The organism is Pseudomonas sp. SDI (assembly GCF_003105155.1).
Taxonomy (GTDB): Bacteria; Pseudomonadota; Gammaproteobacteria; order Pseudomonadales; family Pseudomonadaceae; genus Aquipseudomonas.
Genome location: NZ_QETK01000008.1, coordinates 155970 through 176585, shown reverse-complemented (window position 1 = coordinate 176585; position 20616 = coordinate 155970). Strand labels below are relative to the sequence as shown.

At 62.5% G+C, this 20616-nt stretch carries 21 protein-coding genes and 1 pseudogene; 6 read left to right on the top strand and 16 right to left on the bottom strand.

The genetic code is table 11. The annotated features are described in order from the left end of the window. Window positions 1–117: pseudogene (locus DCO48_RS22935) on the top strand (magnesium chelatase); the annotation flags it as partial. 50 nt (window positions 118–167) lie between these two features. Then, window positions 168–782: a VWA domain-containing protein gene (locus DCO48_RS07765; RefSeq protein WP_256584002.1), complete on the top strand. Its 615-nt coding sequence runs from the start codon at window positions 168–170 to the stop codon at window positions 780–782. Window positions 783–894: 112 nt separating this feature from the next. Here DCO48_RS07765 and DCO48_RS07760 read toward each other — a convergent pair whose 3' ends face one another. After that, window positions 895–1161: a hypothetical protein gene (locus DCO48_RS07760; protein ID WP_116550009.1), complete on the bottom strand. Its 267-nt coding sequence runs from the start codon at window positions 1159–1161 to the stop codon at window positions 895–897. Window positions 1162–1486: 325 nt separating this feature from the next. On the opposite strand from DCO48_RS07760, the gene DCO48_RS07755 reads away from it, so the two are divergent. After that, entirely contained in the window at window positions 1487–2812 is a 1326-nt protein-coding gene (locus DCO48_RS07755; protein WP_116550008.1) for a sigma-54 dependent transcriptional regulator, read from the top strand. 78 nt (window positions 2813–2890) lie between these two features. Here the strand turns inward: DCO48_RS07755 and DCO48_RS07750 are convergent, their stop codons facing one another. The 9 genes from DCO48_RS07750 to DCO48_RS07710 form a co-directional block, all read right to left on the bottom strand. Next, complete coding sequence (locus tag DCO48_RS07750; protein ID WP_116550007.1) at window positions 2891–4174, bottom strand: transporter; 1284 nt, start codon at window positions 4172–4174, stop codon at window positions 2891–2893. 46 nt (window positions 4175–4220) lie between these two features. Continuing rightward, the gene (locus tag DCO48_RS07745) at window positions 4221–4964 is read right to left on the bottom strand and encodes a hypothetical protein (protein WP_116550006.1); all 744 of its coding nucleotides are present in this window, start codon (window positions 4962–4964) and stop codon (window positions 4221–4223) included. 32 nt (window positions 4965–4996) lie between these two features. Beyond that, the gene (locus tag DCO48_RS07740) at window positions 4997–5677 is read right to left on the bottom strand and encodes a C39 family peptidase (protein WP_116550018.1); all 681 of its coding nucleotides are present in this window, start codon (window positions 5675–5677) and stop codon (window positions 4997–4999) included. 60 nt (window positions 5678–5737) lie between these two features. Then, the gene (locus DCO48_RS07735) at window positions 5738–6730 is read right to left on the bottom strand and encodes a heme utilization protein (RefSeq protein ID WP_116550005.1); all 993 of its coding nucleotides are present in this window, start codon (window positions 6728–6730) and stop codon (window positions 5738–5740) included. A 63-nt stretch (window positions 6731–6793) separates the two neighbouring features. Further along, window positions 6794–7366, bottom strand: coding sequence for an adhesin (locus DCO48_RS07730; RefSeq protein ID WP_116550004.1), 573 nt, complete (start codon window positions 7364–7366; stop codon window positions 6794–6796). Between the two features lies 1 nt (window position 7367). After that, window positions 7368–7820, bottom strand: a complete 453-nt coding sequence (locus DCO48_RS07725; protein ID WP_116550003.1) for a hypothetical protein — start codon at window positions 7818–7820, stop codon at window positions 7368–7370. Between the two features lie 296 nt (window positions 7821–8116). Further along, on the bottom strand, window positions 8117–8668 hold the full coding sequence (locus DCO48_RS07720; RefSeq protein WP_116550002.1) for an AAA family ATPase: 552 nt from the start codon (window positions 8666–8668) through the stop codon (window positions 8117–8119). After that, window positions 8665–9231: a nicotinamide riboside transporter PnuC gene (gene pnuC, locus DCO48_RS07715; RefSeq protein ID WP_116550001.1), complete on the bottom strand. Its 567-nt coding sequence runs from the start codon at window positions 9229–9231 to the stop codon at window positions 8665–8667. Before pnuC ends, DCO48_RS07720 begins: the two co-directional genes overlap by 4 nt. A 97-nt stretch (window positions 9232–9328) precedes the next feature. After that, window positions 9329–10963 carry a methyl-accepting chemotaxis protein gene (locus tag DCO48_RS07710; RefSeq protein ID WP_116550017.1) on the bottom strand — a complete coding sequence of 545 codons (1635 nt, stop codon included), beginning with the start codon at window positions 10961–10963 and terminating at the stop codon, window positions 9329–9331. A 298-nt stretch (window positions 10964–11261) separates the two neighbouring features. Here DCO48_RS07710 and DCO48_RS07705 point away from each other — a divergent pair, with 298 nt between their 5' ends. Beyond that, window positions 11262–12092: an undecaprenyl-diphosphate phosphatase gene (locus tag DCO48_RS07705; RefSeq protein WP_116550000.1), complete on the top strand. Its 831-nt coding sequence runs from the start codon at window positions 11262–11264 to the stop codon at window positions 12090–12092. Between the two features lies 1 nt (window position 12093). Then, the gene (locus DCO48_RS07700) at window positions 12094–12501 is read left to right on the top strand and encodes a DUF1294 domain-containing protein (RefSeq protein ID WP_116549999.1); all 408 of its coding nucleotides are present in this window, start codon (window positions 12094–12096) and stop codon (window positions 12499–12501) included. Between the two features lie 67 nt (window positions 12502–12568). Here the strand turns inward: DCO48_RS07700 and DCO48_RS07695 are convergent, their stop codons facing one another. The 6 genes from DCO48_RS07695 to DCO48_RS07670 form a co-directional block, all read right to left on the bottom strand. After that, window positions 12569–13135, bottom strand: a complete 567-nt coding sequence (locus DCO48_RS07695) for a GNAT family N-acetyltransferase (RefSeq protein WP_116549998.1) — start codon at window positions 13133–13135, stop codon at window positions 12569–12571. Between the two features lie 67 nt (window positions 13136–13202). After that, window positions 13203–13547 (bottom strand): carboxymuconolactone decarboxylase family protein, encoded by a 345-nt coding sequence (locus tag DCO48_RS07690; RefSeq protein ID WP_116549997.1) that lies wholly within the window; start codon window positions 13545–13547, stop codon window positions 13203–13205. A 141-nt stretch (window positions 13548–13688) separates the two neighbouring features. Next, window positions 13689–14588 carry a lipid A hydroxylase LpxO gene (gene lpxO, locus DCO48_RS07685; protein WP_116549996.1) on the bottom strand — a complete coding sequence of 300 codons (900 nt, stop codon included), beginning with the start codon at window positions 14586–14588 and terminating at the stop codon, window positions 13689–13691. A gap of 128 nt (window positions 14589–14716) precedes the next feature. Then, window positions 14717–15910 carry a hypothetical protein gene (locus DCO48_RS07680; protein WP_116549995.1) on the bottom strand — a complete coding sequence of 398 codons (1194 nt, stop codon included), beginning with the start codon at window positions 15908–15910 and terminating at the stop codon, window positions 14717–14719. Window positions 15911–15993: 83 nt separating this feature from the next. Next, a complete protein-coding gene (locus DCO48_RS07675; RefSeq protein ID WP_116549994.1) occupies window positions 15994–16464 on the bottom strand; it encodes a VOC family protein in 471 nt (156 codons plus the stop codon). A gap of 158 nt (window positions 16465–16622) precedes the next feature. Continuing rightward, on the bottom strand, window positions 16623–18242 hold the full coding sequence (locus DCO48_RS07670) for an NADP-dependent glyceraldehyde-3-phosphate dehydrogenase (protein ID WP_116549993.1): 1620 nt from the start codon (window positions 18240–18242) through the stop codon (window positions 16623–16625). 215 nt (window positions 18243–18457) lie between these two features. On the opposite strand from DCO48_RS07670, the gene DCO48_RS07665 reads away from it, so the two are divergent. Continuing rightward, window positions 18458–20614, top strand: coding sequence for a putative bifunctional diguanylate cyclase/phosphodiesterase (locus DCO48_RS07665; protein WP_371919487.1), 2157 nt, complete (start codon window positions 18458–18460; stop codon window positions 20612–20614). The last annotated feature ends 2 nt before the right edge of the window (window positions 20615–20616 follow it).

The window sequence follows — 20616 nt, the reverse complement described above, 5'->3', positions numbered from 1 at the left end:
GCAGCGCAGGCCGGCCAGGCGCCGGGCGATGCCGCCGGGCAATGGGGCGAGATGCCGGCGCAGCCGGTCGCAGTGGGTGTTCGGCGCGAGGTGCCGAGCTGGCCAAAAAAGCCCTGAACATCCGCCCCCGTACGCCTCGGGGGGTGGATGTCCGGCCCCGTGCCGGGGTGCTGAATCAGGGCCCGCGTGGCCGTGCCCGCAAGGCCAGCGAGGGTTCGATTGCCTGGGCCCGCACCTTGCTCAAGGGCCGCCCACGCAACCGCCACGACCTTGAGTGGACGCAGCGCAGTGCGGCGCCCGGTCAGCTGTGGCTGGTGATTGTCGATGCCTCGGCGTCGACCCGCCGGCATCAGGCCTTGAGCCAGGCCAAGGGCCTGCTGGCCGGGTTCTTTGATCAGGCCTATCGCGAGCGCGCCCGCTTGGCCTTGCTCACGGCCAGCGGCACGCAGCCGCGCTGGCAGCAGCATGGCCTGAAAGCGTCGGCAGCGTTGCAGCCGTGGCTGGCGCAATTGGGCGCGGGTGGCGGCACGCCGTTGCTGGCGGCGCTGGAGGAAGCGCGCCAGTGGCTGCTGGTACGGCAGAAACGTTACCCGGACGAACAGCAACGTTGCCTGGTGATGACCGATGGACGCTTGAAGGCCTGGGAAGGTGTTTTGCCGCTGCCGTGCAGCAGTTTGCTGATCGATATGGAGCGTGCGCCGATTCGCCTGGGCCGGGCTCGGCAGTTGGCTGCGGCATTGAACGCGGACTATCGTCATCTGGAACATTTTGCTCCGCGCTAATAGCGGGTGCTAACTTGCGGCAAATGGCCGCAGGTTAATCTGGATAAACTGCCGATAAACAAAAAGTGCACCCGTAGGTGCACTTTTTGTTTATCGGCAATCGCCCGGAAAGTTATTCCGGCATGCGCCACGGCTGCAAGTTGTAACCTTTCTGGCTCAACTCGGCCCGCACTTCTTCGATCAGGTGCGCCCATTGCGCCGGGTCGGAGTAGGTGCTGCTGGATACTTGCTTGCTGCCAATGCGGGTGCTGGTCCGGTCGATCACTGCCAGGCTTAGCTCGCCGGTGCCGTTAGGGGCATCCCAGGCTACGCACTGGAAGGGTTCAAAGGCGTGGTCGGCGATCAGCAGTGCTTCGTTGACGCGCAGCGGAGCATTCATGGGTTCGGTCTCTCTGTGGTCCCAAACATTAAAAAAGTTACCGCAAGGGTGACGGCCTGGCGGTGCGTTACTTGTACTGATGCACGATGGGCCGGGTCGAGTCACACGGCGCTTGAAAATTTTTTAACGTCGGCGAAAAAAACAGCCTTTCAGTTGCCGCTTCAGACGTTGAATTAACAGGAAAATTCCCTGCTCGCGAAGTGTTCTCTGCGCTTTGCAGACCAACGGTCGTGGGCAGCCGGAAGTTCATTGCTACTGTTACAAACGGGCTTGCCAACCTGCTGTTTCTACTAACTTTTCCAATAATTGGCGCCAAGGAAAGGTCATGCTGGAACCTGTACCGAACCGCCGCCTGTTGATCGTCGATCCCTGCGAAGACTGCCATGCCCTGTTACCCGGCTTGCGTAGTGTCGGCTGGGACGTCGACAGCTGCACCTTGGCCTCAGCCCTGGACCATCGTTGCGATGTCGGCCTGTTGCGCTTGCAGGCTTCGCACCTGCAGCACCCCGACGCAGTCAAGGACCTGATCAGCCGCAGCGGCACCGAATGGATCGCCGTGCTCAGCCCGCAAGAACTGCGCACGCAGAACGTCGGTGACTTTGTCTGCGAGTGGTTTTTCGACTTTCATACCTTGCCGTTCGACGTTTCACGGGTGCAGGTTACCCTGGGCCGGGCTTTTGGCATGGCGCGCCTGCGCGGCAAGGGCGCGGTGCATGTCGACGCGCCGGAGCACGAATTGCTCGGCGACAGCCGGCCGATCCGCGAACTGCGCAAATTGCTGAGCAAATTGGCACCCACCGAGTCGCCGGTATTGATTCGTGGCGAGAGCGGCACCGGTAAAGAGCTGGTGGCGCGCACCCTGCACCGGCAGTCGCAGCGCCATGGCAAGCCGTTTGTGGCGATCAACTGCGGGGCGATTCCCGAGCACCTGATCCAGTCCGAGCTGTTCGGTCATGAGAAGGGCGCGTTTACCGGTGCGCACCAGCGCAAGGTCGGGCGAATCGAAGCGGCCCATGGTGGCACCCTGTTCCTCGATGAAATCGGTGACTTGCCCCTGGAGTTGCAGGCCAATCTGCTGCGTTTCCTGCAGGAGAAGCATATCGAGCGGGTCGGCGGCAGTCAGCCGATTGCCGTGGATGTGCGGGTACTGGCAGCCACTCACGTGGACCTTGAATCGGCAATTACCAGTGGGCGTTTCCGCGAAGACCTGTATTACCGGCTGAACGTGCTGCAGGTAGAGACTGCGCCACTGCGCGACCGGCATGGCGACCTGTCGATGCTGGCCAGCCATTTTTCGCGCTTCTACAGCCTGGAAACCGGGCGCCGCCCGCGCACCTTCAGCGAAGATGCGCTGATGGCGATGGGCAGGCACGACTGGCCGGGGAATGTTCGCGAGCTGGCCAACCGGGTCAGGCGTGGCCTGGTGCTGGCCGAGGGCCGGCAGATCGAGGCGCAAGATCTCGGCTTGCAAGGGCAGGAGAGCGAGGCGCCGCCGATGGGCACCCTGGAAGACTACAAGCACCGCGCCGAGCGCCAGGCGCTATGCGATGTGCTGAACCGGCACAGCGACAACCTGAGTATCGCCGCGAAGGTGCTCGGGGTGTCGCGGCCGACGTTCTACCGGTTATTGCACAAACACCAGATCCGCTAAGCGCATCGCGGGACCAGCCCGTTCCCACAGGGTTAGCACTAATCCCTGGGGAGCAGGCTCGTCCCGCGATGCTTTTGTTCAGAAGTAGTACGGGAATTTCAGGCTGAAGGTGAAGTCCGGCGCGTCATCGGTCAAACCGATCGACAGGTTCGGCACGATGGTCAGGTTGTCGGTCGCTGCCAGGGTCATACCGACGTTGAAGTATGCCGCGTTGGCATCGCTGCTGATCACATCGGTCCATTCATTGCCGGTATCGGCGGACTTGACCTTGGATTTACGCGCAATCAGGTCCGATACCGAGAACGACATACTCATCTTCTCGTTCAAGGCAAACGCCACGCCCGCACCAATCTGGAAGCTGTCGCCCAACTTGACCTTGCCCGGCACCTTTTGGTTGACCGTCGAGCTGACATCGTCAAACGATTCTTCGAAGGTATGGGTGTACGACAGGCTGCCGAACAGCACCGCCGGGTCGAAGGTCTTGACCAGCGAGATGCCTGGCGTAATCGACCAGACACCGTTGCCGGTTGGCAGGTCTTCGGGGTAGGCCAGGCTGTCGTTGCCCGGCGACTGCAGCAGCTTGATGCCGAACGGGTCCTTGCCGGTCGGCGCCTTGACGCGCACGGTGAATACCGCATCCGGGGTGTTCTCGGCTTCGTCGAGGAACTTGTAGGCGACGCCGAAGTTCACGTCGCCAATGGTCGGGTCGCGGGTCACGGTCTGTTCCGAAAGGCCCTGGGCGTTGTTGCCAGCGCCACCCGACTGGTAGGTGGACTCGCGGTACACCACCGGTACGTTGACGTCGAATTGCCAGCGGTTGTTCAGGTTGTAGCGCCCGGTCAGGTCCAGGGTCCAGTTGTCGGCCTTGATCCGGTCCAGGTTGATGTTGCCGAGGAAGATCGAATCCAGCGCCAGGAAGCCGTTGAGAATCAGCTGGCGAGTGTCATAGCGGGCATAGGTGATGCCGGTTTCGACGCTGAACTTGCCGCCGCCGAAGAAGCCACTGGCCTCGTCATACAGGTTCGACACGCTTTGTGCCGGTTCGGCGTCGTCTTTGAGCGACTCGCCGTAGGAACTGCCGCTGCCAGCGGCCCCTGCCGCCGCCACCGACGGGTTGGTGGGTTTGTTCGCGGGCGAGCGGGTAAGCCGCTTGGGTTGTGGGGCTGCCGGCTGGTCCTCGACCTGGCGTACCCGTTGTTCCAGCACCATCAATGCCTGCTGTTGCGTTTCATAACGTTGTTTGAGCGCCTGCAACTCCTGTTTCAGTGCTTCAACTTGTGGATCCGCTGCTGCGTACAGCAGTGTCGATGGAACCAAAGTGCTCAAACAAACGACTGCTTTCAATGAAAACGATCGGTGCATGGGTTAGCCGTCCCTTCCAACTACGATGATTGAGACAGAGCGTAGATCAATATCCCGATATGCGAAGGCCTTTTAGTTGATCGAGGTTGCAGTTAAGTGCGCCTGCGGTTGGCAGGTTGTCACGCAGCACTACATTGAGTTGGGTCAGGTTGCTGACGGCGTTGTGCCCGCCGAGCAGGGTCGTGGTTTGCATCAGGCCGCCATCGGCCAGCCGTTGCATCGAATTACCCTGGTTATTGTTGGCCTGAATGCCCATCTGGATGCCGCTGCCGTTGTTGCTGATGATCACCGAGCCGGCGTTGTTGAACGTACTGATGGTCTGGCCGGCGGCCAGCACCTCACCGTGTGGCGCGCCCACTTGCGGCGCTTGGTTGCTCTCCTTCACATTGATTTCGACGTTGTTGTAGGCCGTGTTGTAGTCGCCGGCGGCGCGGGTGACCTGGGTCACGCCCTGGGTAGTGGTCAGGCCCGCACCGCCAGTCACGATGCCAGTGCCTTGAGCGGAGGACGTGCCGGTGCCGGAATCCTTGAAGGTCGACACGTAGAATTGCGGTTTGAACGTCGCTTGCTGTACGTTCAGGCTGGCCGTGGCACCGATGCGGTCACCGTTGCCGTTTTGCCAGGTGCTGCTCATGACAACGCCAAAACTGATGATCCGGCCGGGCATGACATAGCGCCCGCGCAATTCGGCCAGTTCGTTGTCCTTGACTTCGATGGGTTTGAACAGTTGCGCATGCGCAGGAAGGCTGGCAACCAGACAGGCCGCTACCAACCAGTTTGAACTCTTCATCGGTGCTCCCCGGAGCTCCATGCCCCTTGTCGTTAGAAGAAGTCGCTCTGGATGAATCCGAATTCCATCAACTGGGCATCGTCTACCGGGTAGAACGTATCGATCCGGTGTTTCGCGGTCAGCGGTTCAGGCGGGGCGAGCAGGGCGTTGGCCTTGTCGTAGCCGGGGCCAATGACGGCGAAGATGATGCCGTTCCAACCTTTGACAAAATCATCGAACGTGTAGCGTTTGTGCCCCAGAACCGGGTCGCCGACGTAGACAAACTTCTTGTCGGTGCGTTGCAGCACGACAAAATGCTTGTAGCCACGGATATCCATCAGCACTACCACCGGAATCGTCACGCTGTGCAGGCTTTCCGGTGGAATCCGGTAACCGCGGGCACGCATGCCGATGCTTTCCACGTAGCGCTTCATGTCGAGCATCGAGAAGCCCTGCACCTTGACGGTGTCCTGGTCGGAATGGGCGAGCATGCCTTCAATAATGTGAGCCTCGTCGACGTCCAGCCAGTAAGCCTGTTTGAGGACAGTCGCCAGTGCCGCTGCACCACAGCTGAAATCGGTTTTCTGTTGCACCAGATCGGCGAAGCGCCGTTCGCGAACACTTTGTACCGGCTTGTAAATGACATTACCGCCAGGGAGGGCGGCGATCGGCATTTGTGTGGCCTCGCTCAGGCCTGCCAGTAGCATCAGTGTGCAAAGCAGAGCAACTCGCATGATCTTCACCACCTTGTGAATGCCAGAAAAGGGGCCCCGAAGGGCCCCGATCATTGCTGGTTACATCCCTACGCAAGCTTTGCAACCTGCGGCGATGGACAGCGAGTTGCTTTGTTGGTTGCCCGAGCCAGCCGAGACGTTGGCACCGATGTTGCCCGACACGCCGTTCAGCGAGTTGGTCAGCGAAGCGGTGTTGGTCACTGGGTTGACCCAGCCACTTGGGGTCAGCACTTGATAGGAGGCTACGCCAAACAGCGCGAAGTCGCCTTCTTCGTGGAACTTGAGTGGGTCTTTTTGTGGTTTGTTGTTTCCACGGTCATCCCAGCCACCGTGGCCGCCTTTGTCGTCTTTGCGTTCTACGTAGCCAGTACCGTTGCCTTCATACTTGCCATAGGCCGCGAAGCTGGCATGCAGGGTTTTGGTGTCGTAGGTGCGGTCGCCTTCGTTGGTGACGTTCAGGCCGGAAGTGGACTGATTGGCCGCTGCGGTGGCTGCCGCCACACGGCCGCCGGATACGGCGATGGCCAGGTTGTTTTTCTGTTGGTTGAAGTCGCCAGCCGTCACGTTGATGCCGATATTGCCCGAGCTGCCGTTGGCCGAACCGTCGAGGCGGGCGTTGTTGTCGGTGGAGTAGTTTTTGACCGTGTTACCCGTGTTGTTTTGAGTGGCGCTGGAGATGGCAATGGCCGAACCGAAGATGAAGTGCTCATCGGCGGTGGCGATTGCGGCAACGTTGTCTTGTTGGTTGCCGTCGCCGGCAGCCACGTTTGCACCCAGGTTGCCTTGGGAACCGTTGGCGGACGACGACATGGTGGCGTGGTTCTCGGTGCCTTCGTTGACCACTTTGTTGCCACCGTTGGCTTGAACATCAATAACGGTAGCGGCGGAGCCGGCGTTGATCAGCAGCGCCAGCAGTGGGCTTGGATCATTGTCGTGGCCGTTGTGGCCGCCATTGTGGCCGCCGTGTTCGTTACGTCCGCCCGCTTGTGCAGCAACTGCCATGACCGCTGCGAGTGCGAATACCAGAGGCTTGAGTGCCATTGTGGGTTTCATGGTGTTTCTCCGCATTATTTTAGTCGTTAAGTGTTGTGTTGCCGGTTGTGCTGCTGTTTCGGGTCAATCTGCAACCCGTACGCTCAGGGTGTTGGCCATTCGGTTGCCCACCCCGGCGCTCTGATTCAACTGGATCACTCCTCGGCTGCCGGTGAAGGCCTGATCACCTGTGGTGACCTGGCGACTGCCGGGTGCGTGGTCCGTTGAGTCGGAGCCGTTTAACAACGCCACGTTCTGTTGACCGAGGACGCTGTCGTCAATGCTTTGCGCGATCGCGCTGATGCTGATCCGCACGGCATTGGCCTGTTGTGTGTTGGCGCCGGCCGACTGGTTGATGCCAATCATCCCGCTGCCGTTGCTGAAGGAACTGCCACCGATGGTGGCGCGGGCATCGACCGCTGTGCTGGCCGGCGTATCGATACGTTGTTGAATGTGGGTGGTGGCCTTGGCCTCGTGGCCAATGGCGATGGCGCGGCTGTTGTTCTGCTGCTGGCCGTCGCCGGCGGCTTGGTTGATCGACAGGTTGCCCTTGTAGGCCTGGGCGCTGCTGTCGATGCTGGCGGTGTCGCTGACCGGCGAGGCGGCGAAGGCGGCGCTGCAGCTGCACAAGGCCAGGAACAGGAGCGAACGGGTCATCTCAGCGGTCTCCAGTCAGGATCTGCAGGGGCGCCAGGCCACGCTGCACGTTCTGGTTGATCGAGCCTGACAGGCTGCTGCCGACGCCAGCGCCCGGGCCGGAGCCGCCACGCATGCCGGGCAGGCCGTTGGTTACGGTGCCCAGGCCACGAACACTGCCGGAGGCGTCGGGGATCAGCACGCGGTTGACCGTCTGGCCGCTGGCGACACTGGCGAAGTCGCCGTCGCTGAGCTCATTGTTGGTCTGGGCGGTGATGCGCGAGGAGGCATTGGCGTTGACGGTCATCGGGTAGGGGTCGGGGCTGCCGGTGGCGCGGGTCGCCTGGCGGGCCTGGACATCGCGCTGGAGTACGATGACCCCATTGCCGGCGGCCATCGCTGGCAGGCTGACCGACGAGCTTAAGGCACAGCCGAAAATGAAGAGGCGGAGCAGCTTGTTATTGTGTGTCCCCACGGCGGCGGTTCCTTCTTCGAGTCGCTGGCCCTGTTCAGCGTTGCGAGAAGGAGAGCAGAAGCCGTGCCGCTTTTTGATTCTGCTGATTAATCAATGGTTTGTGTGCAATTGAAAAATTTGCCGGGGAAAACTGTAAGGCTGCTGATACAGCCGCGCGCTGGCTGCCCGGAACAGGCGGCAGAAGGCCTGCCCGAGGGGCAGCAGGCGCGGTTGTATCAGTGGTGTAACACTGTTGATGGCAAGCCCGAGACAGGCTCTGTTTGGCGGGCGGTGGCGGCGGGCGGTGTATCGCCCGCTTAACACTCGGTGGGGCAGGCGGCGGGCTTGCCGTCGAGCAGCGCCTGCACAGCCGCCAGTACTACGGCGCGGCGCCGTGGCCAGTCGCCGTCGACGATGTGCAGGGCTTGCTGATGTTGCTGCAGCCACCGGCGGCTGTGCTCGAAGAAGGCTTGGCGTTGGGCCAGTTGCGGTTGGCAGCGCTGGCCGTCGCCGACCCACGGCACCCCGTGGGGGCTGAGCAGCAGGTGCAGGTCGTAGCGGCGTGCCAGCAGGGCCGCTTCGAGCCAGGCCGGGCAGGCGCCGAACAGCACCTGGCTCCAGAGCATGTTGCTCAACAAGTGGGTGTCGAGGATCAGCAGCTCGGGTTGCCGGGCGCGAGCGGTGTCTTCCCAGGCCAGTTGGCCACGGGCGATGGCCGGGATGTCGGCGTAGCAGGTGTCGCGCTGCTGTTCGTCGATGAAGTGACGCACATATTCGCCGACCAGCTCGCCACCGAAATGCGCCTGGATTTCGCCGCTCAGCCAGCTTTTGCCGCTGGACTCCGGGCCGGCCAGCACCAGTACTTTCATGCGCCGACCAGCGCCGGGTCGCGCCGCCATTCACGCAGGCCCTGTACGGCGATAACGGTGAACAGGGCATAGAGCGCGGCGGTCAGGTACAGGTCCTTGTAGAGGAACAGACCGACGAAAATCACGTCGAGGACGATCCACAGGGTCCAGCATTGCAGGCGTTTCTGCGCCATCCACAATTGTGCAACCAGGCTGAAACCAGTGAGGGCGGCGTCCAGCCAGGGTTGGGCGGCGTCGGTCCAGGTCGCCATGGCTGCGCCGAGGGCCAGGCTGGCGAGCAGGCCGACGCCCAGGCCGATGAGCAGCGGTTGCCTGGCGAGCACGCTGACCTGGCGGGTATCGGGCTTGCGCCCGGGGCGGGTCCACTGCCACCAGCCATAGAGTTGGAGGACGGCGTAGATCAGTTGCAGGAGCATGTCCGAATAGAGTTTGACCTCGAAGAACACCCAGCTGTAGAGCAGCACCATGACCAGACCGATGGGCCAGCACCAGGGGTTCTGCTTGACCGTGAGCCACACGGCGATAACGCCGAGCACGGCGGCGAACAGTTCGAGGCCGGACATCGGCGTTCCTTGGCGGGTTCGAAAAAGGGGCGGAGATTGTAACCTGTATAGCCGTTTGAAAGCATCGCGGGACGAGCCCGCGATGAGGGCTGGAAGGCTACACCCTGAACTGTCGCAACAACTGCACCAGCTCTTCGCTCAGGCGATTCAACGCCACCCCGGCACTGCTCGACTGCTGCGCCGCCTGGGTGGTTTCGCGGGACAGGTCGGCGGTTTGCGTCACGTTGCGGTTGATCTCCTCGACCACATGCGACTGCTGCAGCGTGGCACTGGCAATCGACGCATTCAACGCGGTCAGGTTCTGCAGGGCGTGGCTGATTGCATCCAGGCTCGCTCCGGCTTCGTTGGCCTGTTCAACCGTCTGCCGCGATGCCAGGCTGCTGGCGTCGATCGCTTTCACGGCCGCTTCCGACTGGCCCTGCAAATGCTCGATCATGCTCTGGATTTCCGCAGTCGACTGCTGCGTACGCTGTGCCAGCAAGCGCACTTCATCGGCAACCACGGCAAACCCGCGGCCCTGTTCGCCAGCCCGTGCCGCCTCGATGGCGGCGTTCAGCGCGAGCAGGTTGGTCTGCTCGGCAATCGAACGGATCACCTCCAGCACGCTGCCAATTCGCGTGCTTTGCCCCGCCAGCGCCTGAATCACCTCAACCGCCTGGTCAATGGTGCCGGACAGCTGGTCGATGCGTTGCAAGCTGCCGTGGATGCTCTGCTGGCCCTGCACGGCACAGCCCTGGGCCTCGCTCATCTCGCTGGAGGCCTGTTCAGCATGCTTGGCCACGTCCTGCACTGCGTAGGACACTTCGTTGATCGCCGTCGCCACCTGTTCCATCTGCTGCGACTGCTGCTCGCTGCGCTGCTGCGCCTGGCCTGCACTGCTGCCGACGTCGCTGGCCGAACGCTCGAGGGCCTGCGCTGCGCCGAGCAGTTGCCCGACCACCTGCTGCAAGCGCGCGGTGAAACTGTTGAAGTGCTGGCCCAGTTGGGTGATTTCATCCTGGCCATGGGTGTCGAGACGGCGGGTCAGGTCGCTCTCGCCACTGGCGATGGTCGCCAGTGCCTCGACCGCTTCCTGCAACGGCCGGGTAATGCTGCGGGCGATCAGCATCACCAGCAGGGCCATTACCAGGGCAATGCCCAGGCCCAGCACCGAGGCCTCGCGCACTTGCCGGGTAAACTCGGCTTGCAAGTCGTCGATGTAGACCCCGGAGCCGATCACCCAGCCCCAGGGTTTGAACAGCTGGATGTACGAGGTCTTTTCCACTGGCTCACTGGCGCCGGGCTTTGGCCAGCGGTAGTCGATACGCCCGGCACCGGCGGACTTGGCCAGGGCAACCATCTCGTTGAACAGGGCAAAGCCATCCGGGTCGCGGATGCCGGAGAGGTCCTGACCATCGAGCTTGGGGTTGGTCGGGTGCATGATCATCCGCGGGCCCAGGTCGTTGATCCAGAAGTAGTCGTTCTGGTCGTAACGCAGCCCGCGAATGGCACTCAGCGCCTGCTGCTGGGCCGCCTCGCGGCTCAGCGTGCCGGCCGTTTCCAGGCCCTGGTAATAGGCCAGCACGCCGGCCGCGGTTTCCACCACATGGCGGGTTTTTTCCGCCTTGGCCTGGTAGAGGTCGCCATGCACCTGGCGCAGCATCAACAGCCCCAGGGTCAGCAACATCAGCACAGCCACCACCAGGATGAGCCACAAGCGCCGGCTGATCGACATACTGCGTAAAGTCTTCATGAAGGTCACCCCGTGTTCTTGTTATTGTCCTGCGCATCCAAGCACGCTTTTCCGCATCTACCTACTCGACCAAGGGCTAAGTGATTGATTCGCTGTGTGCTGTGCTGTCGATCTACAGCGAATTAACCACCGGTCTGTTAGGATTTCGGCCTTCAAGCAACAAACCTGAAGGGCGCGGCGTTTATTTAAATGCCAGCTTGCGATTCTGTGTCACCGCAAAACCCCTGCGCACGCGCTGGCGCGGGGATAAAAATGATAAACGGGGCATGCCAGGGGGCAGTGCTTCACGGGGGGAATGATGGATTTTTGGACCGCCATGCAGGCAGTGATTCTCGGCATCGTCGAAGGCTTGACGGAATTCTTGCCGATTTCCAGTACCGGTCACCAGATCATCGTGGCCGACCTGATCAACTTTGGTGGTGAGCGGGCGATGGCCTTCAACATCATTATCCAGCTGGGCGCCATCCTGGCGGTGGTCTGGGAATTTCGCCGCAAGATCATCGACGTGGTGCTCGGTCTGCCCAGCCAGGCCAAGGACCAGCGCTTTACTGCCAACCTGCTGATCGCCTTCATGCCGGCCGTTGTACTTGGTGTGCTGTTCGCCGACCTGATCCACGCGTACCTGTTCAACCCGATCACGGTTGCTGCTGCGCTGGTGGTGGGCGGGCTGATCATGCTCTGGGCCGAGCGCCGCACTCACGTGGTACGCGCCGAGGAAGTCGACGACATGCGCTGGAGCGACGCCCTGAAAATCGGCCTGGTACAGTGCCTGGCGATGATTCCGGGCACCTCGCGTTCGGGTTCGACGATCATTGGCGGCCTGCTGTTCGGCCTGTCGCGCAAAGCGGCCACCGAGTTCTCGTTCTTCCTGGCCATGCCGACCATGGTCGGTGCCGCGGTGTACTCGGGCTACAAGTACCGCGAGCTGTTCCAGCCGGGTGATTTTCCGGTGTTCGCCATTGGCTTCGTGGTGTCGTTCATCTTTGCCATGATCGCCGTGCGCGGCCTGCTCAAGTTCATCGCCAACCACAGCTATGCGGTGTTCGCCTGGTACCGCATCGTGTTCGGCCTGATCATCCTGGCGACCTGGCAGTTCGGCTGGGTCGACTGGGCCGTGGCGCACGGCTGAGATGGCGCGTATGCAAGGTAACGGCGCAATCCGCCAGCCGCGGGCGAAACTGCTCGTCCTGGCCCTGCTGTGCCTGCTGCCGGTAAGCGGTTCGCTGCAAATGGGCCTGGGCTTCGACTTCTGGCTGCCGGCCGCGCTCTATCTGCTGGCCAGCCTGGCCTGCGTCTGGCTGTATCGCCACGACAAGCGTCGTGCCAGCGAACAGGGCCAGCGCACCCCGGAGAAGGTCCTGCACGGCGTCGAGCTGATCGGTGGCTGGCCGGGCGCGCTGCTGGCGCAGCAACTGTATCGGCACAAGACCCGCAAGCTCAGCTACCAACTGGTGTTCTGGCTGATCGTGCTGCTACACCAGGTGTTCTGGATCGACTACCTGTTCCTGGCCGGGCGCTGGTTCGGCGTCAGCACCTAGCCGCGAAGGCTGTGGCGCAAAGCCCATCCAACTCAGGTAAACGCATCGCGCCCCGACCTCGGCGGCGCTAGCGCCCGCGCTTGCGCGAGACCACCGCCTCGATGTTCTTGCGCCCGATCAGCAGCGGCTGTTGCGCCGGCTGCGGCAGCTCCAGCCATTTGTACATCACCAGGCTGTCCACCAGCCCCAGCCGCGCGTGCCGGTAAGCCCTGGGCAGGCGCCCAACGATTTCGAAACCCAGCTTCTGCCACAGTGCCACTGCCGCCTCGTTGCTGGAGACCACCGAATTGAACTGCATTGCCAGAAAGCCCAGTTCCCGCGCCAACTGCTGCGAGTGCTCGCACATTTGCCGGGCGATACCGCGCCCGCGCGCCGCTTCGCAGACCATGTAGCCGCAATTGCTGACATGGCTGCCGGGGCCGGCAGCGTTGGCCTTGAGGAAGTAGGAACCGAGCAGTTCACCGTGCTGTTCCGCCACCAGCGTGCGCAACGGCTGTTCCAGCCATAGCTGACGGGCCTGCTCGATGCTCAGGGCCGGGTCGAAGGCATAGGTTTCGCGGGCCGCGACCACCGCCTGGAAGGTTGGCCAGAAGCGGTCGAAGTCGTCGGCGGTCATTGGGCGGATCTGCAGCATGGTGGTCCTTGTGCGGCTGGAAAGAGGCGGTGGCCATTCTAAGGTATCCCGCCCCGTGATGCGCCGGCTATTGCCCGGCCTTGTCCACCGCGTCCAGCGCCCGTGCCGAGTACACCAGGGCGGCGCCGGCATTCATCGCCACCGCCACGCCGAGTGCCTCGGCGATTTCCTCACGGCTGGCGCCGTGCTTGACCGCCTGCGCCGAATGCACGGCGATGCAGCCGTCGCAGCGGGTGGTAACGGCCACGGCCAGGGAAATCAGTTCGCGGGTCTTGGCGTCGAGGTGGTTGGTCTTGGCCCCGGCGCCGCTGGCAGTCATATAGCCGGCCACTGTGTCGGGAGAGAGTTGCTTGAGGTCGCCGATACCGGCCATCAGCTGTTTGCGGTAGGTATCCCAGTCCATCATGCTCATTGTCTTCACCTTGGTGTGTTTGGACAGCACGAATAGTGAAGCTGGGTTTTGTGGGATTGCCAGGCGGTCTGAACCGGAGCGAGCGGTGTGGGAGCCGGCCTTGCCGGCGAAGGGCTGCAGCGCAGCCCCGAATGCGCCCACTCAGATATAGATGAAGGCCAGCAGCAGTACCGCCACCACCGCCCACTTCTCCAGGTAGTAGCGGGTGCGGTTACGCTTTTTCAGGGCTTTGCCGCGCTCGCGAATCTTGTAGATCCGGGTGAACAGCCGGTTGATCCCGCCAGTCTTGTCGCCGGCATCGTTCGGCGCAGCAGCAGCAGCCATCACCCGGCTGCTGAACCAGCGGTTGAACGCCGTCGCCCAGCGGTATTTCAGCGGCCGCTCGACATCGCAGAACAGGATGATGCGGTTGTGATCGGTCTGGTTCGATGCGTAATGGATGTAGGTTTCGTCGAACACCACCGCCTCGCCATCGCGCCAGTGATAGTTCTCGCCGTCTACACAGATGTAGCAGGCCTCATCGTTCGGCGTGTCCAGGCCCAGGTGGTAGCGGTACGAGCCGGCATACGGGTCGCGGTGCCGGACCAACTTGGAACCCGGTGGCAGGGTGGCGAACATTGCCGCCTTGACCGAGCCGATACCTTGCAGCAGCTCGGTGGTACGTGGGCAGAGTTTCATCGCCGACGGGTGGCTTTCGCCGTACCACTTCAGGTAGAAACGCTTCCAGCCGCTCTTGAAGAACGAGTTGAAGCCGACGTCGTCGTAGTTTTGCGAGCTCTTGATCTCGCCAACCTGCAGCAGTTGCTGCGCTTCGGCACGAATTTCCTGCCAGTTGTCCTGCAGCGGTTTCAGCTCGGGAAACGCCTCGACGGGCAGGTAGGGTTTGGCCGGCAGTTTCGAGAACAAATAAAGGAAGGCATTCACCGGCGCCAGGAAGCTGGAGTGGTCGCCCAACTGACGGGTGATCTTGTGACGGACCTTGCCGCGAAAGTGCACGTAGGCAATGGACAGAACGAATAAAAGTACGAGAAATAGTTTCATGGACGGTTACTTGTCGGTGTGGCGATGCGCCATGGCATAAGCCCGCCAGCATAAACAATCGGGCTGGCTGTTTGTACTAAATGTTGAAGGAAGGGGGGGCTACATTGGTTCTAGTCGGCGCCCAGCGCTTACTCACGGCCGCGCATGAAGAACCCGGCAACGTACTTGCGGAATGTATCCAGGCTTTTGAAGTCGGCAAAGCGCTTGAAGGTCTCGGCGTCGGGCTCCGGGCCCAGCGGCTGCGCGGTCAGCGATACCGAGAGCACGCGGTCCTGATCGGAGCTGAGCACCAGTTCGTCCATCACCCGGCCACCGATCACCGGCCGGCGCATGATCACCTTGACGCCCTTGCTGGCCATCCAGTCGATCAGCGATATCAGCATTTTCAGTGGCTCGCGCTCTTCGTCGCGGTACACCGGGAACAATTGCCCACGTGACAGTACGGGCACACTGGCGACATGGATCAACTCGTAGAAATGGCTGCCGGCGGTGGTCGGCGAATAGATCGCCAGGGCCAACAGCGGCCCTGGGGTCTTGCTGCCGCCCCAGAGCAGGTGATGCCCCTGGAAGTCGAAGCCATCCTCGCTGCGCTCGTTGAACAGCTTGCGCGCCTTGACCTGGCTGACGCAGTCGAGCAGCAGGCCATGGCGGCGCTGGTTACCGAATACCCTGGAGTCGCGCAGACGTGCCTTGAGCATCATCATGTGCTTCATGTCCAGGCGGGTTTCCAGGTAGTTGCTGGCCGGCACCCGTTCGATCAGCGGATAGCGGCTGGCCACGCTGCGCAACTCGGCGAATTGCCCGGTCAGGTCCTTTTTCAGGTGCGTGGCATACAGATTGAGGCCGCTGGCCTCGATCAGGGTCAGCAGCAGCGACAGCAGACGGTGCTGTTCGCGCTTGTCGCTGCCGGTGCCAGCGCCGCCGGATTCGTCGCTGGCGCGCTTGAAGTCGCCAATCAAGCGCAGTGGCGTGTCCGGTGGCAGCCAGGCGGCCGGTGGGGCGTCGAGGTCGTCGCGTTCGCTCGCGGCCTCGCGTTCATCCCTGATAAAGGCGCAGCCTGGCGCGTGCTCGGCGGTGCCGGGGTTGTTCTTCAGGAACACTGTGCCGGTGTGGCTGTTGAGGGTGACGTTGAGCACCGGCAACGCGCTGGCTTGGCAGTCGCAGGCCAACCAGTGGCCGGCGCCACGGATTTTCATCAGCAACTGGTTGGCCTGCAGCAGGCGTGGCCCTTCCAGCGTGCCCTGGGCGAACTGGCGCAGCAGGTCTTCTTCGGCGGGGGTGAGGGTGCGCACCAGCGCAGCGTTTTTTTCGATGATTCGCATGGACGATCCTGCGCCGCCGTTTCCTTGGCCTGCCACCTTAATTCAAAGCCCGGCTGGCGGCTATCGCCAGCCGGGCAGGGCGCTCAACCCTGGCCGCTGAACATTGCAGCGGCGCGGGTGCGGATTTCCTCGGGGGACAGGTCTTCGATGTGGGTGGAAATGTACCAGAGGTTGCCATACGGATCTTTGACGCTGCTGCTGCGGTCGCCGTAGAACTGGTCTTGCGGTGCGCGCAGCGAACGAGCACCGGCTTTGAGCGCTTGCGCATACACCGCGTCGGCATCGTCGACATACAGGTGCAGGCCGACGGCGACGCCATCTTTCTGTGCCTGGCTGGCGATCTGCCCGCCCTGGTCGCAGGGTTCGGCGAGCATCAGCGTGGAGTCGCCGATTTTCAGTTCGGCATGGCCCACGCGGCCGTCCGGGCCATCGAGGCGGAACATCTCGACGGCACCGAAGGCGGCCTTGTAGAAGTCGATGGCTTTATGGGCATCCTGGATGCACAGGTAGGGGGTGATGCTGTGTTGCCCTTCGGGGATTGCTTTGATGGCCATTGTGCTGTTCCTCCTTGGGTGGCGCGGGGTTGGCCGGGGGCCTCATCGCGGACAAGGCCCGCGATGCTTTTGATTGCACGGCTGTATGTTTGTACAGTTTTGGCGTTCCTGCCAATCAAAAGTTCGGCTCACTGGACCAGCGGTAGCGCCAGGAAGAATCAGAAAATGTAATCGGTGGTCAGGAAGCTCGACTCGCGGTTACGGATGATCTCGCTGACCAGTGCCTTGTTCTGTTCGTTGAACTTGGTCGCCACCAGGGTGCGGATCGAGAACACGCGCAGGGCATCGTGCACCGACAGGGTGCCCTCGGCGGAATTCTTCCGGCCGTTGAACGGGTAGGTGTCGGGGCCGCGCTGGCACTGGGCGTTGAGGTTGATCCGGCCGACCTGGTTGGCAAAGATGTCGACCAATCGGCCGACATCGGCGCTGTCGTTGCCAAAGATGCTCAACTGCTGGCCGAAGTCGGAGTCGAGCACGTAGTCGATCACCGTCTGCAGGTCACGGTATGGCACCACGGGCACCAGCGGGCCGAACTGTTCTTCCTGGTACACGCGCATCGACGCGCTGACCGGGTAGAGCAAGGCCGGGTAGAAGAACGAGCCACGGCTTTGTCCGCCACCGGGGTTGAGCACACGGGCGCCCTGGTCGACGGCATCGGCGACCAGGCCATTGAGGTAGTCGACCTTGCCCGGCTCCGGCAGTGGCGTCAGGCTGACCCCCGGCTCCCAGGGCATACCCGGCTTGAGGGCGGCGAGTTTGTCCTGGAACTTCGCCAGGAAGCTGTCCACCACCTGCTCATGCACGAAGAGGATCTTCAGCGCGGTGCAGCGCTGGCCATTGAACGACAGCGCACCGGTGACCGCTTCGCTGACCGCGTTGTCCAGGTCGACGTCCGGCAGCACGATGCCGGGGTTTTTCGCGTCCAGGCCCAGCGCTGCGCGCAGGCGGTGCGGCCGCGGGTGGAGTTTTTTCAGGTCGCTGGCGGCCTTGTTGGTGCCGATGAAGGCGAACACGTCGATCTTGCCGCTGGCCATCAAGGCGCTGACGGTCTCGCGCCCGCGGCCGTAGATCACGTTGATCACCCCAGCCGGGAAGCTATCGCGGAACGCTTCGAGCAGCGGGCGAATCAGCAGCACGCCGAACTTGGCCGGTTTGAACACCACGGTGTTGCCCATGATCAGCGCCGGAATCAAGGTGGTAAAGGTTTCGTTCAGCGGGTAGTTGTAGGGGCCCATGCACAGCGCCACCCCAAGCGGCGCCCGGCGGATCTGGCCGAGGGTGTCCTGTTCCAGTTCGAAGCGGCTGGAGCGCCGGTCCAGTTCCTTGAGTGCACCGATGGTGTCGACGATGTAGTCGCAGGTACGGTCGAATTCCTTCTCGGAATCCTTGAGGTTCTTGCCGATCTCCCACATCAGCAGCTTGACCACCGCACTGCGTTGCTCGCGCATCCGCGCCAGAAACGCTTCGACGTGCTGGATGCGCTCGGCCACGCGCATGTTCGGCCAGGCGCCACGGCCCTTGTCGTAGGCGCGCACAGCGGCATCGAGGGCGGTGAGGGCGGTGTCGGCATCGAGCAGCGGAGCACTGCCGAGGATCACTTGCTGATCGCCGTTATCGGTGTTCAGCCAGACCGGGCTGCGCACCGTCGCCAGCGGCCCGTCCCAGCGCCGCAACTGACCGTCCACCAGGTAATCGCGTTGCTCCAGCGCATCGCCCAGGCGCCAGGCCTCGGGGATGTCCGTTGCAGCGGGAAACAGCGAGTCGAGCAGAACAGTCATGACGCAGCACCTCTTTTTCTATCGATGGGTGAAACGGTTCAGCTTCGAGCATAAACCCGCTGCCGGGAAAAAAGCCAGCCACGCTAAATATTGCTGCGCGCGCGCCGATAAATAATTAATCCATGGCGAATTGCCGGTATATGACGACCCGAATTCTCGCGCTAGATGATAGTCAACTGCTTCCGGCCCCCCTGCGTAATTCGCTGTACCGATTGTTGCCGATCGGTTTCGCGCTGATCGGCATCGGCTTGTCGGTGGCCCTCGGTCGCCTCGACGTGCAACGTCAGGAAAGCGAACTGGTTGCCAACGCCAGTGCCCGGCTGTCCGGGGTGCGTGCCAGCCTTGAGGCGCAGTTGCGCTCGGCGTTTGGCGAAACCGAAGGGATCGCCCAACTGCTCAGTGCCGATGGTGAAATCAGCCCGGCGCACTTTCATGACATGGCGCGCCAGGCCATCGCCTCGGTGCCGTACATCCGGCACATTTCCCTGGGGCCGGGGGACATCATTGCCGACGTCTACCCCATGGCCGGCAATCAGAGCGTGCTGGGCGTCAATTACCGTCACCTGCCCGACCAGTATCCGCTGCTGCAACGTGCCCGCGACATCCACGGTCCGGTGCTGGCCGGGCCGGTTGCGCTGTACCAGGGCGGGCGGGCGCTGATCTACCGGCGCCCGGTATTCATCAAGGGGCGCAAGGCGGTCGAGCTGTACTGGGGCAACGTGTCCATCGTCGCCGACGTCGATAGCCTGCTGCGGGCGGCGGGCATCGATCAGGACAGCAGTTTCGAGCTGGCCTTGCGCGGCGCCGACGGCAAGGGCGCAGCCGGCGCGATGATCTGGGGTGATGCCAAGCTGTTCGAGGGTACCGCGGTCACCTTGAATGTCGACGTACCAGGCGGTGTCTGGCAATTGGCGGCGACGCCACGGGGTGGCTGGCCGTTGCTGAGCCTGTTCGCCTCACCGCTGTTCCTGTTTTCCTTGAGTTGTACCGGGCTGTTCAGTGTGTTCATTGCCCAACTCAACCGCAGCAACCGGCTGATCAACCTGCGTAACGGCGAGCTGCGCCAATCGCAGGCGCAGTTGGAACGTCTGGCACACTTCGATGCGGTCACCGGATTGGCCAACCGCGTGCTGTTTGGTCGGCGCTTGCAGCAGGCGCTGGACGAGCCGGTCCCGGCGTTGGCCGTGCTGGTGCTGGATATCGACGGTTTCAAGCAGGTCAACGATTGCCTCGGCCATGCCATGGGCGATTTGTTGCTGGAGTTAGTCGCGTGGCGTTTCACCCAGACCCTCAGTGCCCACGACACCTTATGCCGGCTTGGCGGCGACGAGTTCGCCTTCATTCTGCACAACGTACGGGTGCCCGGTTCGTTGCAGGTGGCGGTCGAGGCGCTGTCGCGCTGCTTGCAGGCACCGTTCGACCTCAAGGGCAACGCGGTACTGGTCACCGGCAGCATTGGCGTGGCCTTGTGCCCGCAGCATGGCGCGGATGGCGATAGCCTGCTACGTCACGCCGACACCGCGATGTATGCGGCCAAGGAAAGCGGGCGCAATGCCTGGCGTGAGTATCACCCGGACATGACCCAGCGGGTGCAGGCACAACTGGCCCTGGAGCGGGCGTTGCGCCGGGCGCTGGCGCACAACGAATTCGAGATGTGGTACCAGCCGAAGATCGACTTGTTCAGCGGCCGCCTGGAAGGCGCCGAGGCCTTGCTGCGCTGGCGCGATCCTGAGCACGGGCTGGTTTCGCCGGCGCAGTTCATTCCGCTGGCCGAGCGCTCCGGGCTGATCATTCCGTTGGGTGAGCGGGTGCTGGAGCTGGTCTGCGCACAGATCCGTCGCTGGCGTGACGACGACCTGCACTTTGGTCCGATCGCGATCAATGTGGCAGCGGTGCAGATCGAGCGTAGCGACTATGTGAAAAGCCTGTCGCAGGCGTTGCAACGCCACGGCTTGCCGGCGCCAGTGCTGGAAGTCGAGATCACCGAAAGCCTGCTGATGGAAAGCCAGCAGCATGCCTGCGAGGTGCTCGCGCGCTTGCAGCAGATGGGCATTGCCACGGCGGTGGACGACTTTGGCACGGGCTATTCATCGCTGGCGTACCTGAAGTCGCTGCCGATCGATCACTTGAAGATCGACCGGGCGTTCATCAAGGACTTGCCCGGCGATGACAGCGACGTTGCCATCACTCGCGCAGTGATCGACCTGGGGCATGCCCTGGGTTTCAGAATTACCGCCGAGGGGATCGAGACCCAGGAACAGTATCAGTTTCTGCGCAATGCTGGCTGCGATCAGGGCCAAGGTTTCCTGATTGGCCGGCCGATGCCGGCCGAGCAGTTCGAGTACTGGCTGGCCGAGCAGCAGGCGGTTTAGCT

Bases quoted from the DNA above. Each gene is read 5' to 3' on its own strand.
- DCO48_RS07720 (WP_116550002.1), bottom strand. From the start codon at position 8,668: ATGAAAGTACTGGTGCTGGCCGGCCCGGAGTCCAGCGGCAAAAGCTGG.
- DCO48_RS07745 (WP_116550006.1), bottom strand. From the start codon at position 4,964: ATGAAGAGTTCAAACTGGTTGGTAGCGGCCTGTCTGGTTGCCAGCCTT.
- pnuC (WP_116550001.1), bottom strand. From the start codon at position 9,231: ATGTCCGGCCTCGAACTGTTCGCCGCCGTGCTCGGCGTTATCGCCGTG.
- DCO48_RS07680 (WP_116549995.1), bottom strand. From the start codon at position 15,910: ATGCGAATCATCGAAAAAAACGCTGCGCTGGTGCGCACCCTCACCCCC.
- DCO48_RS07695 (WP_116549998.1), bottom strand. From the start codon at position 13,135: ATGCTGCAGATCCGCCCAATGACCGCCGACGACTTCGACCGCTTCTGG.
- DCO48_RS07760 (WP_116550009.1), bottom strand. From the start codon at position 1,161: ATGAATGCTCCGCTGCGCGTCAACGAAGCACTGCTGATCGCCGACCAC.
- DCO48_RS07705 (WP_116550000.1), top strand. From the start codon at position 11,262: ATGGATTTTTGGACCGCCATGCAGGCAGTGATTCTCGGCATCGTCGAA.
- DCO48_RS07740 (WP_116550018.1), bottom strand. From the start codon at position 5,677: ATGCGAGTTGCTCTGCTTTGCACACTGATGCTACTGGCAGGCCTGAGC.
- DCO48_RS07675 (WP_116549994.1), bottom strand. From the start codon at position 16,464: ATGGCCATCAAAGCAATCCCCGAAGGGCAACACAGCATCACCCCCTAC.
- DCO48_RS07670 (WP_116549993.1), bottom strand. From the start codon at position 18,242: ATGACTGTTCTGCTCGACTCGCTGTTTCCCGCTGCAACGGACATCCCC.
- DCO48_RS07755 (WP_116550008.1), top strand. From the start codon at position 1,487: ATGCTGGAACCTGTACCGAACCGCCGCCTGTTGATCGTCGATCCCTGC.
- DCO48_RS07690 (WP_116549997.1), bottom strand. From the start codon at position 13,547: ATGAGCATGATGGACTGGGATACCTACCGCAAACAGCTGATGGCCGGT.
- DCO48_RS07700 (WP_116549999.1), top strand. From the start codon at position 12,094: ATGGCGCGTATGCAAGGTAACGGCGCAATCCGCCAGCCGCGGGCGAAA.
- DCO48_RS07750 (WP_116550007.1), bottom strand. From the start codon at position 4,174: ATGCACCGATCGTTTTCATTGAAAGCAGTCGTTTGTTTGAGCACTTTG.
- lpxO (WP_116549996.1), bottom strand. From the start codon at position 14,588: ATGAAACTATTTCTCGTACTTTTATTCGTTCTGTCCATTGCCTACGTG.
- DCO48_RS07730 (WP_116550004.1), bottom strand. From the start codon at position 7,366: ATGACCCGTTCGCTCCTGTTCCTGGCCTTGTGCAGCTGCAGCGCCGCC.
- DCO48_RS07710 (WP_116550017.1), bottom strand. From the start codon at position 10,963: ATGAAGACTTTACGCAGTATGTCGATCAGCCGGCGCTTGTGGCTCATC.
- DCO48_RS07735 (WP_116550005.1), bottom strand. From the start codon at position 6,730: ATGAAACCCACAATGGCACTCAAGCCTCTGGTATTCGCACTCGCAGCG.